9 protein-coding genes are annotated in these 14,663 nt (G+C 61.7%); 2 read left to right on the forward strand and 7 right to left on the reverse strand.

The features are described from left to right. Positions 1-58: 58 nt before the first annotated feature. The 5 genes from V7773_RS29670 to V7773_RS29690 all read right to left on the reverse strand — a co-directional run bounded on the left by V7773_RS29670 (position 59) and on the right by V7773_RS29690 (position 7,069). The gene (locus V7773_RS29670) at positions 59-523 is read right to left on the reverse strand and encodes an SRPBCC family protein (RefSeq protein ID WP_092150219.1); all 465 of its coding nucleotides are present in this window, start codon (positions 521-523) and stop codon (positions 59-61) included. A gap of 32 nt (positions 524-555) precedes the next feature. Continuing rightward, positions 556-3,975, reverse strand: coding sequence for a non-ribosomal peptide synthetase (locus V7773_RS29675; protein WP_336076427.1), 3,420 nt, complete (start codon positions 3,973-3,975; stop codon positions 556-558). Between the two features lie 10 nt (positions 3,976-3,985). Beyond that, entirely contained in the window at positions 3,986-4,918 is a 933-nt protein-coding gene (locus V7773_RS29680; protein ID WP_336076428.1) for a diiron oxygenase, read from the reverse strand. After that, on the reverse strand, positions 4,915-5,691 hold the full coding sequence (locus V7773_RS29685) for a DUF3050 domain-containing protein (RefSeq protein ID WP_063323486.1): 777 nt from the start codon (positions 5,689-5,691) through the stop codon (positions 4,915-4,917). The genes V7773_RS29680 and V7773_RS29685 overlap by 4 nt, the downstream gene beginning before the upstream one ends. A 685-nt stretch (positions 5,692-6,376) precedes the next feature. After that, positions 6,377-7,069 carry a GntR family transcriptional regulator gene (locus tag V7773_RS29690; protein WP_336076429.1) on the reverse strand — a complete coding sequence of 231 codons (693 nt, stop codon included), beginning with the start codon at positions 7,067-7,069 and terminating at the stop codon, positions 6,377-6,379. Between the two features lie 271 nt (positions 7,070-7,340). Here V7773_RS29690 and lapG point away from each other — a divergent pair, with 271 nt between their 5' ends. Both lapG and lapD read left to right on the forward strand, forming a co-directional pair. Then, positions 7,341-7,964, forward strand: coding sequence for a cysteine protease LapG (gene lapG / locus V7773_RS29695; protein ID WP_371856198.1), 624 nt, complete (start codon positions 7,341-7,343; stop codon positions 7,962-7,964). 14 nt (positions 7,965-7,978) lie between these two features. Beyond that, the gene (lapD, locus tag V7773_RS29700) at positions 7,979-9,937 is read left to right on the forward strand and encodes a cyclic di-GMP receptor LapD (protein WP_336076430.1); all 1,959 of its coding nucleotides are present in this window, start codon (positions 7,979-7,981) and stop codon (positions 9,935-9,937) included. Between the two features lie 231 nt (positions 9,938-10,168). Here lapD and V7773_RS29705 read toward each other — a convergent pair whose 3' ends face one another. Both V7773_RS29705 and V7773_RS29710 read right to left on the reverse strand, forming a co-directional pair. Then, positions 10,169-10,507 (reverse strand): hypothetical protein, encoded by a 339-nt coding sequence (locus V7773_RS29705; protein ID WP_053161687.1) that lies wholly within the window; start codon positions 10,505-10,507, stop codon positions 10,169-10,171. 183 nt (positions 10,508-10,690) lie between these two features. After that, the coding region (locus V7773_RS29710) for a beta strand repeat-containing protein (protein WP_336076431.1) at positions 10,691-14,663 on the reverse strand (3,973 nt) is incomplete at its 5' end.

Genomic DNA, 14,663 nt, shown 5'->3' on the forward strand with positions numbered 1-14,663 from the left:
GGTTTGTCGATTGCCTTGAGTGAACAGCATTAGCCCCACATCGGGGAAGGGCTGTGCCTTAGGCGAACATCTCCTGCACATTCCCCATCGCCTCATCGGCGAAGCCCTGGAGGAAATCCCTGAAGCCTGACGGCGTGTGGGCATCGGTGTGGTCGGCGATGATGGTCCAGGTGGCGCGGCAGCGGTTGTCCGCCAGGGGTTCGACGCGCATGGCCGCCCACAGGTTGTCGATGCCCAGGGTGTTGTAGATCAGCGTCCAGGTCATGTGCATGGCCTGGTCGTCACGGCTGTTGAGCTGTTCCACCACCAGGTTCTGCCCATCGCGGAAGAATTTCTTGCGCAGGGACCTCACGCCCTCGCCGGTCATTTCGATGTGTTCCAGTGCCGGAATGAAATGGTTGAATCCGCCAAAATCACCTACCACGTTCCAGACGCGTGCCGCGTCGGCCGCGACCTCCACCGAGGTTTCGACCTGGCAGGCTTGGGGGTTTTTGATCAGGGTGTCGGGTTGAAATGCACTCATGGTCTTGCTCCTTGCTTTGGGTTGAGGGTGTTTCAGATGAAGTCGATGGCCTTGAGGTACTCGGCGCCGCGACGCAGCAGGGCCGGGGACTTTTCCGGGTAGCTGGCGCCCATCTGCCGCACGCCGGCGCGGGCGTTGTCGTGGCTGATCAGCGAGATGTCGCCGATGTCCTCCTCGAAGCCGTTGAGGTAGAAACCCAGCACGCCAAACAACGCGTTGTCGGCATCGACCCGCGCCAATTGCCGTTGCCACTCGGCGACGCTGACCAACGAAAACTCCCGGCCGCTGTCGCGAAACGAGGCGACATAAGCGTCCCAGCTCAAAGGCTGTGGGTTGTGCAGGTTGAACACCGCTTGCGTCGGCTGGTAACGGCTGGCGTGGAAGGCGATGAAGCGGGCCAGGAAATCCACCGGCATCAGGTCGAAATTGAGTGACAGGTCTGGCACCTGGCCGAGCTGGATCGAGCCCTTGAGCATCAGCATCAAGCGATTCTTGTGGGGCTGGCAGACCCCGGTCAGGCTGTTGAAACTGATGTTGCCGGGGCGGAACAGGTTGACCCACACCCCGCGATCACGAGCCCGCTGCAGGATCCGTTCGCCGACCCATTTGGACAGGTTGTAGCCGTTCTTGATGTAGATCGGCGGCGTCTCGGCGGCCGGCTGTTCCAGCACCTGGCCGTCAGCATCCAGGGCACTGGAGGCGGACAGCGTGGAGACGAAGTTGAAGATCTTCTTGCTGCGCCCTTCACACAGGCGCAGGCACTCGAAGATCGGCTCCACGTTGTCCTGCGCCAGGGACTCGTAGTCGAGCACATGGTTGACGTGGGCGGCGTTGTGCACCAGCGCGCCGAAGGTGCGGTCTATGCGGGTGTAGACGTCGTCTGGCAGACCCAATTGCGGTTGGGTGATGTCGGCGGCGTACACACTGACGCGGTCCAGGTCCAGGTGGGTCAGGTGATTGTCCCGCAGGGCCTGGGAGAAGCGCTCGGCCGCGCTTTGTTCAGCGCTCGCACGCACCAGGCACGCGACTTCGGTGGCGCCCCAGGCCAGCAGTGCCTCGACGATGTGCACGCCGAGAAAGCTGTTGGCGCCAGTCACCACCACTTTGTGCACATCGCCGCATTGGCTGATGGGCAGCGGATCGAGGTTGAGTTCGGCCTCGGCATCGATGAAGGCTTGGGGGCTGAGGATCGAGGCACTGTTTTGATCAGGATCGTCCAGCAACTTGGCCAAGGTCATCAGCGTCGGCGCTTCGATAAAGCGGTTGATCGACAGGCTGCGGCCGAACACCTGGCGGATGCTCAACAACAGTCGCGACAGCAGGATCGAATGCCCGCCGAGGTTGAAGAAGCTTTCGTCGGTGGCGATGTCCTCGACGGGTAGTTCAAGTAGCTCTGCCCACAGTTGCTGCAATTGCGTCTCCAGGGCGTTCTGTGGCTGGCGGCGTTGGCCATCGACCTGCACCTGCACCGCCATGGTGAGCAAGGCCCGGCGATCGACCTTGCCGTTGCTGGTGTACGGCAGGCTCGGCAGTTCGACGTAGGCGGCCGGGTGCATGTAGCTGGGCAAGCTGTTCTGCACGTGATCGCGCAACGCCTGGAGGGCGTCGCCGGAGTGCTCGGGATGAACCAGGAACGCCAGGATTCGCCGCCGTTCATCGACCCCCACTGCCACTTGGCGAAACAACTGGCTATCACGCAGGCAGTGTTCGATCTCCTCGGGCTCGACCCGAAAACCGCGGATCTTCACCTGGTTATCGCGCCGGCCACACAGTTCGATGCCGTTGTCGGTCCACTGGCCGATATCACCCGTGCGATAAACCCGCAGCACTTGCCCGGTGGGCAGTGTCAGGTCGAGGTAGCGCGTCGCGGTCAGTGTCGGGTCATTCAAATAACCCAGCCCGACGCCTGGGCCGGCGATGTACAGCTCGCCGGGCACACCTTGGGGAACCGGCTGCAACTGTTCGTCCAGGATCAAGACCTGGCCATTGGCGATGGGCACGCCGAGGTTGCGGTTGTTGTCGCCGACGCCGAACTGTCGTGTGGTCGCCAGCACTGTGGTTTCGGTCGGGCCGTAGATGTTGTGGAACTGGCATTGTGGCGCGAGCTGTTCGATCACGAACGGTTCACAGACATCGCCACCGGTGATCAGGTGCGCCAGGCCCAGCGGTGCATCAAGGGGCATGACGCTCAGCAGCGCAGGCGGCAGAAAGGCGTGGCTGATGTGCTGCTGGTGAATCAACGCGACCAATTGCTGCGGATCGCGGCGCTGGTCTTCGCTGGGCACTACCAGCAAGGCGCCGTGGATGAACGTCGGCAGGATATCCAGCAGCGACGCATCAAAGTTGATGGTGGAAAACTGCAACGCCCGGCTGTCGCGCTGCAACCCGACGTAGTCGCCGTACCAGGCACAGAAATGACTGAGGTTGCGGTGGCTGAGCAACACGCCCTTTGGCTGGCCGGTGGTGCCAGAGGTGTAGATCGCCACGGCCGGTTCGTCGCTGCCCACTGTGCGGCGAATCAACGAGGCTGGGATGCCTGGCTTGGGCGATGGCAGTTGATGGACATTCAGCGTTGGCACCGACAGGTCGCCCAGGTCGCTGTCGCCGTCGTGCAGCAGCAGGTCCGCCTGGGCATTTTCCAGGATGAAGCGCCGACGTTGCGCCGGATGCTGTGGGTCCAGCGGCAGGTACACCGCCCCACAGCCCAGCACCGCCAGGATCGCCGCATACAGGTGCGCGGACTTGGGCAGGCAGACACCGATCACCAAGGGGCGCTTGGCCGCGCCGCTTAACTTCTGCAACATCGGCTGTTGCAACCCCAGCGCCAGGCGGCGCAAGGATTTGTAGTCGATGAATTGCCCATCGACCCACAGGGCTGGTTGCGCCGCGTCGTCGAGCATGCGCTGTTCGATGCTGTGCATCACCGGCATGTCGGCGGCGGCGAGTAGCCACGGTACTGGCGGCCGATTGAGGCCGTGTTCGAACGCCAGCGGCTCCAGCGCGTCGAGCCCGAGCAGGGGCTGCTCGACAGCGTCAGCGTGCACCGTCGGCCAGTGATCGAAGCAGGTGTCATCCCGGGATAACTGGCTGACCAGCCGTGCGCCGGTCTCGACCACTGTCGCCAGGGTACGCAACCGCAGGGACTGACCGTTGCCATCGCTTTGCGGCGCAATCACCTCCTGGCACAACAGCCGCTGCGCGCCGTCGCGAAATATCACCACCGGTTGCGGCAATACCTCGCCGGGTAGCGTGCGTAGCACCACGCGCACCTGGAGGCATGAGCGGGCTTCAATGGCCCGCGGTGTCGTACCGTCGTCGATCAACAAGTCGACCATACCGTGGTTGGCCGGCGATTGCCGATCCACGATGCCGTGGCCGTGCAGCTCCAGTTCGCGGGCCAGTTCGGCCATGGCCTGGCTGGTACCAGGCACTGCAATTTCGAGGCGTTTCATCGAAAGGTCCTCATGGAGTCAGGTAATCAGCGAGGGCGTCGCGTACGCAGGGGGACGCGAGCATCGAGCTGCTGCGGAAAAAACGCGTGATGTTGCCCACCAACGGGTGAAAACGATTGATGGGGTAGGCCAGCGCACTGGCGTCTTCACGCAGCGATTGGCGTACCGATTCGTCGACGGGCAGGTACGCGATCAGTTCGATGTCGAACGCTTGCTGCAGGTCGCTCGCCAGGTACTGGACGACGAACCCGGGCATCAAGCGTGCAATCGCCGCGCGGTCCTCTTCGGGCGCGGTGCGCCAGTAGATCTGCACCAGTCGCGTCCAGAAACCGGAGTGGCGGCCCTCGTCGAGCAAGTGATCGGCCATCAGTCCCTTGATCGAGGCCTTGACCGAGTCGTCCCGGGCGAAGGCCGCCACTTCGTTAGTGACGGTGTTCTCGGCAATGGCGATGCAGATCAGCTCCACGGCGCTGAGCAAATGTTCCGGCGCCTGGGCCAGGGTCGCCGGTATCGCGCGGCTGAGTTCGATCTGCCCCGGCAACGGGATCGGTGCGATGCCGGTCATGTCGATGGTCTGCTGCATGAAGTCCATCGCCACCAGCGCGTGATAATCCTCGTCCACCACCACGGTCATCGCGTCGTAGCGGCAGGCGAACGGGAATTCGATGCCGAAGCGGTTCTTGGCAATGCGGCGGGCGGTGTGGTCCACCAGTTCGGTCTCGAAAATCACCACGTCGTTGATGAACTTGTAGAGGCTCTGCACCAGCACAAAGTCGCGCAATTGCGGGCAGTGGCTGAGGAAGGTCTGGCTGTGCACCAGCGGTTGGCGGCTCATGGGGAAGATCAGCTTGTCGTCGTTTTCGACCCGCCGCCGTGGCCGGGTACGGATCGTGGCGCGACTTTCCCAGGCGTCGGCGAAGGATTGGTATTCGACAGCGTTCATGGCATCACCTGTGCAACCGGCTGGGTCATGCTCTGGCGCAGGCCATCCCACAGGGCCGCGCGGCTGTGGACAGCGGCGAGCGCGGCGACCAGGACTTCGGTTTCGCGCTGTGGGTCGCCATCGATCAGCCGGGCCAACAACTTTTCTGCCGCCGGGCCATGGTCTTCGGAATCGACTTCGATGTGCCGTTGCAGGTAATAACGAAAGGTCGGCGCCTGATCCAGGCCAATGCCCCAAGCGTCGAGCATGCGCTGGAACATCTGCGGGATGACACTCTCGCGACCGTGCACGAAGGCGGCGGCCACACTGTGGGCCGGTGCGTGCAGAGCGGTGTGCAAGGTCTGGCGGACAAACCGCGCCGCCGCCGGTTCGACCTCCACGCTGTCCAGCGCCGTCTCGGGGCTGACGCCTTCCTGTTGCAGGGTGATGAATTGCTCGATCGCGCGGGTATCGGCACCGATTTCCCGCATGGCGTCCAGGTACAGTTCGAAGTGGCTGCAATAGCCTGCGCCGGGGCGGTCATCCGACTCTTCTCCCAGTACGATTTCATTGATCAAGCGTGCCGCGTGCGGGTCGGCCGGCGGCAGCCAGGGCAGGTGGACGCAGGTGAGTTCGCGTTGCAGCCGCTTGGTCAGCGACATGAAGTCCCAGACGGCAAAGACATGGCTTTCCATAAAGCGGCGTAACAGATCGATTGATGTAATCTCGGAAAAAACCGGGTGTTGGCCAAGTTCGTGTTTTTTCAGGGATAGTTGTTCTTTGGATGGCTGCATCGGAACGTCCTCATCAATGATGTTTTGTCCGGAAGGTTGCTCGTTGTTTAATTAAGGCGAGCGGGTGCCTGAACCGGAATCCATGAATTACCCAAGTGGCTTAAGTGTTCGCTTTCAGTACGTGTTGTGGGCTTGTGTTGCCTGTGTTTAAAGGGTTTGTCAAAAAGCGAAAGGGTCGCAAGTAACGCGACGAATAAAAAGCTAATGCATGAAACAAGTTGTAGGCAAGTATTTTTTTAATTATTTAAAGTTGATGTTTTATTGGGCGCGAAGAGGGCTTTTAAAACTTTTTATATAAGTTTTATTTGGGCGAAGAAGCTCCTTCCGATTTGCGAGTATCAGAATCGAATAGTTCGAGTGAATGCCTCACTCGGAGCACTTCAGGGATCGGGGAGTTAATAACTTTTATGTTATGGGCAGGACGTCGGTCGGACATCCGATCATCCCGCCGGTTGGACGACGCTCCTTGCGTATTGGCTTCGATTCGTCTGGCCTCAGCCAGGCGTTGACTTCTTCAGGTCTGTTTTGAATCGACAAGCGCAAGAGTGAGCCCAAATCGATGGCAGTGCCATTGAACTGATGGGACGGCGAGTCGCGGCCACGGCCAGGCCGCGCCGCGCAGGCGACAAGTGAGTCGGAAGGATATGTAAGAAATTTTTACGCCGGACGGAGCGCCGACGTGGGATCACAGCTTCGACAACTGTTCCAAGTACCGGCGCATGGTGACAGAGGCTTTTTCCAGGTGCAGTTCCAGCAATACGATCGCTTTATCGATGTCTTTGGCTCGCGCGGCCTCGAGCAGCGCGCGATGATCGTCCTGGCTCAACTTGCCCAGGCCCATGGACGACAGATGAAAGCGCAGGAAGCGCTCTTCTTCATTGAGCTCGCGCTCGATCAGGTCCAGCAACTTGCTGTTGGGGGCCTTGTGATAAAGCGACATGTGGAACAGCCGGTTGAGCTTGCCGATCTCTGCGTGTTCGGTTTCCGTTTCCAGCTGTTCGATGTACTGGGCGGCCATTGCCAGGTCGCTGTCATCGAGCAAGGGGATGGACAGGCGCAAGGCGAACGATTCCAGGACCGAACGCAGGGCATAGGTTTCTACCGCATTGTTGGTGATCAACGGTGCCACGACGGCGCCCTTGTGCTGAACCACATTGAGCAGTGACTGCGCTTCGAGCTGGCGCAACGCCTCGCGCACCGGCATGCGGCTCACGCCGAACAGGTCGGCCAGTTCCTGCTGGCGCAGGGCGGTACCGCAAGGCAAGCGTCCATCGAGGATGGCCTCGCGCAGAGACTCTTCGATGATCGAGCGTGCCTGGTCAGCGGGAATGGGGCCGTTGATCTGGATAGTGCTGAGCGGTTTGGGCTTCTGTGTCACGACAACGCACCCTGATTGGTAGTAAAAATTGGATCCAGGCTCACGTTAGTTACAGGTTGGTGAGCCGTCAAAGTCTCTCGACCGGAGGTTCCTGAACTAAAGTTTAGTCTGCCTGTGGTGATTGCACCTTGCCATTGTCTTTTAGTGGGCCAGGCGTCACCATCCAACGAATTTCCAACGACCCTTTTCGGACGTATTTCCCTTGGCTGCACCGTTCCCTGTCCTCAGGTCCTTGCGCTGGCTATGTTCGGCATTGTTGCTGGCCGGCCTGATGCTGGGCGGCCTGCAGGCCGACTGGGACTTTGCGCAGATCAGCCGGCGGGCGCAAGCGTTATATGGTCCCTTGGGCGAAGGTCAGCAACGGATCGACGCATGGCAGCAGCTGTTGGCGACCCAGAAACAGATTCCGGAACTCGAACAGCTCAAGGTGGTGAACCTGTTTTTCAACAAACAGGTGCGCTACGTGGAAGACATCGACCTGTGGCGTGAAGTCGACTACTGGGAAACCCCGATCCAGGCCCTGTGGAAGGGCGCCGGTGATTGCGAAGACTACGCCATCGCCAAGTACTTCAGCCTGCGTCATCTCGGGGTGTCCAGTGACAAGCTGCGCATCACCTACGTCAAGGCCTTGCGGCAGAACCGTGCGCACATGGTGCTCACCTACTACGCCACGCCCGAGGCGATGCCGCTGGTACTCGACAGCCTGATCGACGGCATCCTGCCGGCCAGCCAGCGAACCGACTTGCTCCCGGTCTACTCTTTCAATGCCGAAGGGCTGTGGCTGCCGGGCGCCAAGGGCAACAAGAAAGTGGGTGACACCAAGCGCCTGTCCCGGTGGCAGGATGTGTTGAAAAAAATGCAGGCCGAAGGTTTTCCGGTCGAGACGACTAACTAGGAGCGCGCGCTCAGATGTCCTTGTTCAAACAGCTGTTGATCGCTATCTGTCTGTTCCTGGTGGTTGCCTTCAGCGGCAGCTTCATGGTCAGCCTGGAGAGCTCGCGGGCCCAGTACGTCAACCAGTTGCGCTCCCACGCCCAGGATGCGGCCACGGCGCTGGCCCTGTCGCTGACGCCGAACATCGACGACCCGGCGATGGTGGAGCTGATGGTCAGCTCGATCTTCGACAGCGGCTACTACGCCAGCATCCGCGTGGTCGACGTGGCCACCGACAGGACCCTCGTCGAGCGCACCGGCACGCCGGACGCCGGCAGCGTGCCGCAATGGTTCGTCAAGCTGATCGGCCTGGAACCGGCCGGTGGCGATGCCATCGTCAGCCGCGGCTGGGAACAGGCGGCGCGGGTTGAAGTGGTCAGCCACCCGATGTTCGCCCTCGCCAAGCTGTGGCAGAGCGCCTTGGGCAGCCTGGGTTGGCTTTTGCTGTGTGGCGCCGTGAGCGCGGTGCTGGGGGCCTTGCTGCTGCGTCGCCAGCTCAAGCCGCTGGACTACATGGTGCATCAGTCCCATGCCATTGCCCGTCGCGAATTCCTGAGCCTGCCGGAGCTGCCGCGCACGCCTGAACTGCGCCGGGTGGTGCAGGCGATGAACCAGATGGTCGAGAAGCTCAAGGCGCTGTTCCAGGAGCAGGCCGAGCGCAGCGAGAAACTGCGGGTCGAGTCCTACCAGGACAACCTCACGGGCCTGGCCAACCGGCGTTATTTCGAAATGCAGCTCAATGCCCGGGTGAGCAACCCGGAGCAGGCCAGTTCCGGTTATCTGCTGTTGTTGCGGGTCAAGGACCTGGCCGGTTTGAACCAGCGGTTGGGCGGGCAGCGCACCGACCAGTTGCTCCAGGCCGTGGGTGAGCAATTGCTGCGTGAATGTGCGCGGTATCCGGAAACCCACAACTTGGTCACGCGTATTCGCGGTGGGGAGTTTGCGGTGTTGGCACCTGGGCTGGTGCGCGAGGAAGCGCTGCAACTGGCGCAGAACCTTGAGGCTGCATTGGCGAGCCTGCATGCGACCGGTGCGACGGATGTGGCGTCGGTGGCCTCCATCGGGCTGGCGCCGTTCGTCCATGGCGACTCGCCGCAAGCGGTGCTGCAGCTCGGTGACCAGGCCCTGGCCCAGGCCGAAAGCCAGGGCGAACCGGGTTGGGCCTGCCTGGATCACAGCGCGGTGGCCAGCGTCGGTGACGATCACCATGCCTGGCACACGCTGCTCGACCAGGCCTTGAATCATCAGCGCTTCGAGCTGTACTTCCAGCCGGTGGTGGCCGCCCGGGACACCCAGGTGGTGTTGCATTACAAAGTGCTGTCGCGGTTGCTCGACGAGCAGGGCCAGACCATCCCTGCCGGGCGTTTCCTGCCCTGGTTGGAGCGCTTCGGCTGGACCGCGCGCCTGGATCGTTTGATGCTCGAACAAGTGCTCAGGCAAATGGCCGGGCATGAGCAATCCCTGGCGTTGAACCTGTCTTCGGCGACCTTGGCCGATCCGCAGGCGCTGAACAAGATCTTTGAGATCCTGCGGGCGCATTCCAACCTCGGGTCGCGCTTGACCCTGGAAATTGGCGAAGAGCAACTGCCGGAGCAAGCGGTGCTGGAGCAGTTGACCCGGCGTCTGCGTGAGTTGGGCTTCTCCTTGAGCCTGCAACGTTTTGGTGGGCGGTTCAGCATGATTGGCAACCTGTCGCGGCTGGGGCTGGCTTACCTGAAGATCGATGGCAGCTATATCCGCGCGATTGATCAGGAAAGTGACAAGCGTTTGTTCATCGAGGCTATCCAGCGCGCGGCCCACAGCATCGATTTGCCGTTGATCGCCGAGCGGGTGGAGACGGAGGGGGAGTTGGCGGTGATTCGTGAGATGGGGTTGTTTGGGGTGCAGGGGCAGTTGGTTGGGGAGCCTCGGCGGTGGGGGATCCTGAAACATTGATCGTTCCACCACTCCGCGTGGGAATGTAGCCAGGGACGCTCCGCGTCCCGGAGCGATAGCGTAAGCCCAGACAACACGATCCCCTGTGGCGAGGGAGCTTGCTCCCGCTGGCCTGCGAAGCAGGCCCCCAGCAGCTCTTCAGGCAGACCGCGTTGCCTGGTTTTGCGACTGCTGCGCAGCCGAGCGGGAGCAAGCTCCCTCGCCACAGGGATCGGGTTGTGTCATTTGAGGTTAGATCAACCCCTTCTCATCATCGTCGATCAACCGGCTCAACCCGCCCAAGGCTTCCCGGGCCTGGGTGCGGTCCATCAGCTTGGCCTGGGCCGCGGCTGGCAGGTCGGTGACGCGGATGACGCCTTTGCTGGTCAGCACCTGGATCAAGTCATCGAGTACCCGGATCATCTCCAGGTCGCTTTGTTTGAGCTGCTTGAGGCTGTTTTCCACCGCCTGGTTGGCGAACCAGTCCTGGATCTCGTGGTTGTCGGCCGGCAAGGTTTCGGTGGCCTCGGCGTAAGCGGTGGCTTCTACGCGCACCAGCAGGCCTTGTGCATCGCGTTGCACATAAAACATCGGGCATCCCTCATGTATGAAGCGGCGTCATGCTGGGCAGCATAGGCCAACTGTGGGGGAGTATGAACACTTATCCCGTGGCGAGGGAGCTTGCTCCCGCTGGGGCGCGAAGCGGCCCTGTTTTTAGGGGCTGCTGCGCAGCCCAGCGGGAGCAAGCTCCCTCGCCACGGTTTTGTGTCAGGTTCAGCTGTTGTTGTGATCGACCTTGATGGTCGGGTCGCTGCCGGCGATCAACGAGTTCAGGTTCACGTTCGACCAGTTGTTGCCTTCGAGCTTGATCGTCACGTCCGGGGTCGCGGCGCCGCCGTTGGTGGTGTTGAACTGGCCGGAAGTGCTGACTTGCAGCGACGACACGCCATCGACCGTGCTGATCTTCAGGAAGTGGTCGATGGTGCTGCCGGTTTCGCCCTGCAACAGATCCCGCAGGTCGATCCGGTCGCCTTCGCCGGCGTTGAAGTTCTTGATCACATCGGTGCCGGTGTCGCCGGACTTCCAGACAAAGGTATCGCCGCCCAGACCGCCGATCAGGGTGTCATTGCCCTGGCCGCCGATCAGTGTGTCGTTACCTGTGCCACCCAGCAGGATGTCATTGCCCTTGCCACCGTTGAGCGTGTCGTTGCCGCCCTGGCCGAAAATGATGTCGTTGCCGGCGCCGCCCAGCAGGGTGTCGTTGCCATCGTGGGCACCGGACACATCGAACGCGGTGTAGTGTTCGGTGATGTACTGGTGCACGTTGCTGGTGGTGACCTTGCTGACGTCCACGCCGCTCTGTTGGGCGACGAAGGCCTGGATGGCCTGGTAGCCCTCGCCGGTAACGCCGTTGAAGCTCACCAGGTCGCCGAACAGGATGTCATTGCCGTCTCCACCGTTGACCGTATCGGCGCCCGGCAGGGTCGCTTCGGTGTGGCCGATGATCGAGTTGGCCAGGTTGTTCGGGTCGATGTTGGTCTGCGGCGACGAGTCCGAATCGTAGGGTTTGAGGTCGTTCAGGGTGACATCGCTGTTCAGGCCGATGGCTTCGACGGTGCTCAGGTTTTTGAGCAGCGTGAAACTGTCGGTCGAGCCTGCCGCCGAGTCGACGTAGTTCCAGTATTCGCCATAACCGGTGCCGCCCTGGTTCGACAATTCAAAGGTGCCATTGCCCTCGGCATGCACCACGCCCACGTAGCTATCGGTCCACTTCTTGCCGTTTTTGGTCGACAGGTACATCTTGCCGTCTTCGTAGATGGTGTACTTGTGCGTGCTGTCGATCGTCTGGGTGTAGTACTTGCCGACGCTGTAATTGGCCGCGCTCAAGACGTCATCGAGTTTGACGGAGTCATAAAGCGTCGGATTGACCTGTTCGTTGGTCTGGTAGTAAGTCGGCTTGCCGTCGGTAATGAAATACGTCAGGTTCTTCGCCCCGGTATTGTTCAGGGCTTCGGTACTCTTGAAGAAGTTCGCCGTGGTCTTGAACACGTCTTCATAGTTGGTACCACCGCCGGACACCATCGAGTCGAGCAGGTCCTTGAGCTGGGTCAGGGCGTCCGAGTCGTTGAGGTTGACCGAGACCGCGCTGTTCACCTGGCTGTCGAAGTCCGCGAGGAAAATATTCACCGTCCCGGAGTTGCTGCCCAGGCTCTGCTTAAGGGTGTTGAACACCGAGGTCAGCGAGGCCTTGGCCGCAGCGATGGACGAGTCGCTCATGCTGCCGGAGCTGTCGACCATGAAGGCGATGTTGTAGTTGACGCCCGGTACTACGGTCAGCCCGCCAATGTCGGCGACGACGATGTCGTTGCCGTCGGTGCCGGTGACGTTGTCACTGCCCGACGTGGCGGTGACGGCGTTATAGGTCGCCGGGTGCACGGTGACGGGGATCTGCGCCGTGCTTGTGGCCGAGCCGCCGAGGGCTTCGGTGGAGGTCGATGTCACGGTCAGGTTGAACTGGCCGTTGTAGTAGGCCGGCGGCGTCAGGGTCAGGCTGCCCAGGTTCCAGCCACTGACCGATGCTTCGCCGTTGCTGCCCACGGTCGCGAAGTGGCCCGCGCCGTCGCTCAGCACACTACCTTCGGGCATGCCGCCAATCTTCACGCTCAGGCTTTCGGAGCCGTCGGTGTCGGTCAGGGCGGTGGTGATTTTCGACAGGTGCACGCTGGTGCCTTCGGCGCCTTCGTTGAGCTTGAAGCCGTCGTAGTAGCCTTCGCCGTTGGTGCCGTGCAAATCGGAGACCGTCACGCCGGCGTTCGTCAGGTCGGTCACGCCGGTATACAACGGCACGCCGGCGCCGTTCAGGTCGACCGGTGTGCTGCCATTGACCGACAGGTTCACGTCATAACTGCCCGGGCCGGTCTGGTTGTGGTGGTAGATGTCCAGGGTGTAGTAGCCGCTGGTGGTCGGGGTAAACGAACCGTTCAACTGGCCACCCGCGCCCCAGGTGGTTGCCGCGACGGTTTTGCCGCCGATGGTGACCAGCAGGCTGTCGTCGCCGGTACCACTGAAGGTATAGGTCTTGCCGGCTTCGAGGAAAATCAGGCCCGAGGTTTTCGACGCGGTGCCCGGGTTGACGTTGCTGTCCGATTGTACGTTGGTCACGGTGCCGCTGCTGTTCGGCGTGCCGGCGGCATCGATAACCGACTTGAGCGTGCCGGACGGTGCGCCGCTGCCATCGGTGCCCAGGCCCGACAGGCCGGTCCAGACTTCCTTGATCAAACCGGTGGAGGTCACGTTGTTGCCGGCCACGTTGAGGGTCGGAGCGTCGGCGACTGGCGTGATGTCGATCTTCACGGTGCCGGTATTGCCCAGTGCCTGGCCGTCGGTTGGCTGGAACTTGACCTGTGCGTAGTCGGCCTGGTTGTTGCCCGTGCTGCTGCCAACATAACCATTGGCACCGGATTCGTTGGCGTCCGGAGTGAAGCGCAGCTTGCCGGCGTCGATGTCAGCCTTGGTGAAGGTCTGGTTGTTGGCCACGTCCTTCCAGGTTGCACCGTCCAGGTACTGCAGCTTGCCATCGGCCGGCAGCTCGGTGATTTTCACACCCAGGCTGGTGGCGGAGTTGTCCACGTCGCTGACGCCGAAGGTCGACCAGCCGAGGACCAGTGAAGTGTCTTCGGTACCGGTCACCGCGCCGCCGGTGGCCACCGGCGCGTCATTGACCCCGACCACGTTTACGGTGGTGGTGGCGGTGTTGGAGTAGCTCGCGCCGTCGGTCACCGTCACGGTGATGATGCGCGGCACGGTACTCGGATCTTCGCTGTTGTTGATGAAGCTGATGTTCTTGATCTGCTGCATGTAGTCGGCCAGCGTCGCATTGCCCGTCAGCGTCAGGACGACCTTGCCGTCGGTGCTGTTGGCGTTGATGCTGATGCCATTGACGCTGTTGCCCAGGTTCAGCGCATCGCCAGGCTGACGGTTGGTCAGCACGATGGTCGCGCCGGTCAGCAGGGTGCTGTCCGGGTCAGTGATGCTCAGGTCGGTGTCGGCGATGGACACGCCCGGGCCGGTGGTGCCTTCGGTGAAGGTCACCTGGTAATCGGCACCGGTCTTGCCGCTGGAGTTATTGGCGTCCAGGTCGAGTGCCGGTGGCGCATCGTTGTCGATGATCGAGGTGCTGACGCTGCCGTTGGTGCCGCTGACCGCCAGGTGCTCGAAGTTGCCACCGGTGGCCGAGTCGATCTTGACCACGAAGTTTTCGGTGCCTTCGGTGATCTTGTCGTCCAGCGTTGCCACGTTGAAGGTGGCGCTGGTGGCGTTGGCCGGGATCTTCACGGTGTAGACACCGGTGAAGTCTGTGCCGTCGGCGGCGGTGCCGCTGTAGACGATCTTGAGGGTCACCTCGGTTTGCGCCGGGTTCGTCAGGCTGACGGTATAGGTGGCCGCCTGGCCTTCGGCGACTGACGTGCTGCCAGTGATGCTAACGGTGGTGTTGTCGACAGTGTCGCCCACGGCCGTCGACGCGCCTGTCTTATCGACACCGATCGCTTCGAGGTTGCCGCCGGACGCCGATTTGATCGACTCGGTGACGGATGGTGCGCCGGTGTAGACATCGTTGCCGACGGCGACGTCCAGCACGCCCGAACTTGCGCCGGCCGCGATGGTGATGGTTTTGCCGCTGTCGAGCGTGACCGTCACAGGACCGTTTTGCGCGGTGACTGGATTGCCATTGGCGTCGGTCAGGGTG

The sequence above is a fragment of the Pseudomonas sp. 3JA genome, from assembly GCF_036961705.1.
GTDB classification, from domain to species: Bacteria; Pseudomonadota; Gammaproteobacteria; order Pseudomonadales; family Pseudomonadaceae; genus Aquipseudomonas; species Aquipseudomonas fluorescens_Q.

Bases quoted from the DNA above. Each gene is read 5' to 3' on its own strand.
- V7773_RS29670 (WP_092150219.1), bottom strand. From the start codon at position 523: ATGAGTGCATTTCAACCCGACACCCTGATCAAAAACCCCCAAGCCTGC.
- V7773_RS29675 (WP_336076427.1), bottom strand. From the start codon at position 3,975: ATGAAACGCCTCGAAATTGCAGTGCCTGGTACCAGCCAGGCCATGGCC.
- V7773_RS29680 (WP_336076428.1), bottom strand. From the start codon at position 4,918: ATGAACGCTGTCGAATACCAATCCTTCGCCGACGCCTGGGAAAGTCGC.
- V7773_RS29685 (WP_063323486.1), bottom strand. From the start codon at position 5,691: ATGCAGCCATCCAAAGAACAACTATCCCTGAAAAAACACGAACTTGGC.
- lapG (WP_371856198.1), top strand. From the start codon at position 7,341: ATGCTGGGCGGCCTGCAGGCCGACTGGGACTTTGCGCAGATCAGCCGG.
- lapD (WP_336076430.1), top strand. From the start codon at position 7,979: ATGTCCTTGTTCAAACAGCTGTTGATCGCTATCTGTCTGTTCCTGGTG.
- V7773_RS29705 (WP_053161687.1), bottom strand. From the start codon at position 10,507: ATGTTTTATGTGCAACGCGATGCACAAGGCCTGCTGGTGCGCGTAGAA.